Source organism: Oleiphilus sp. HI0128, assembly GCF_001635365.1.
This window is the reverse complement of record NZ_LWGG01001543.1, coordinates 1-834: the sequence shown is the minus strand read 5'-3', so window position 1 is coordinate 834 and position 834 is coordinate 1. Positions and strand designations below refer to the sequence as shown.

The 834-nt window shown below is 45.8% G+C and carries 1 protein-coding gene; it reads right to left on the bottom strand.

Annotated features, from left to right (window positions below):
• Window positions 1-120 precede the first annotated feature (120 nt).
• The gene (locus tag A3763_RS25390) at window positions 121-771 is read right to left on the bottom strand and encodes a 2OG-Fe(II) oxygenase (protein ID WP_068507730.1); all 651 of its coding nucleotides are present in this window, start codon (window positions 769-771) and stop codon (window positions 121-123) included.
• Window positions 772-834: the final 63 nt, after the last annotated feature.

Sequence of the window (834 nt, the reverse complement as noted above, 5' to 3'; positions counted from 1 at the left end):
CTTTTTGCGTATGGATTAAGAATCATTGAAAGTATCAGAGTTTGGGTTTACGGAGAAGTTTGTCTGCTGGTCAATTAATAATCCCTCCGTCCCCTTTCTTTACTTTTCTCTCATTTCGTTTTACTCCGGCGGGTCAACCCGGTCCGCCGAAGAAGTATTCACCCGAAACCAACCCGCAATCGAGTAGCGATCCTTTTTAGCTGGCAGCACTTCATGCGGAAACTCTTCACTAAGAAAGACCACCAGTGTCGCGAAGCTAGGAAGCACTTTTTGCCCTTCTTGATCATCCTGATCCTTGTATACAACTAACTCACCGCCATCCTCTTGCGTCCAGTCTTTATTAAAATAGGCGACCAAAGTGAGTGTTCGATTTGACTGCCCCTTAAAGGCATCCAAGTGGCGCTGATAAAAATCACCCGCACTGTAATGCGCAAAATGACTTTCGAACGAAAACAAGCCTAAGTATAAGCGCCTGTTCATATAAGACTGCAATTGAGACGCCCATTCAAGCCAAGCCTTACCCGCCTCCGTCTCTTCTGAGATCCAAGCGATTTCATCAGAGCGAACCGTCTCGTTCCTCACAAAGTCTTGCTCACGCCCTATTCCGGCTTTCTTGAATTTCTCTGAAGCTAAGCCTTTTACTTCCTGCGCCAAAGCATCAGCCAAAGCCTGAGGGATCGCCCCTTCATTGATAGAGCAGCCGGTTTGAATCAAATCTTGCGCGATTGACTCAAACAAAACTTCATTGTCTTCTGGGCTTGATAAGTACACCGATAGTTCTCCAAAAAGTCATTGCTAAGAACACGATTTCCACAGTATAGTTCGCGTTCTTAC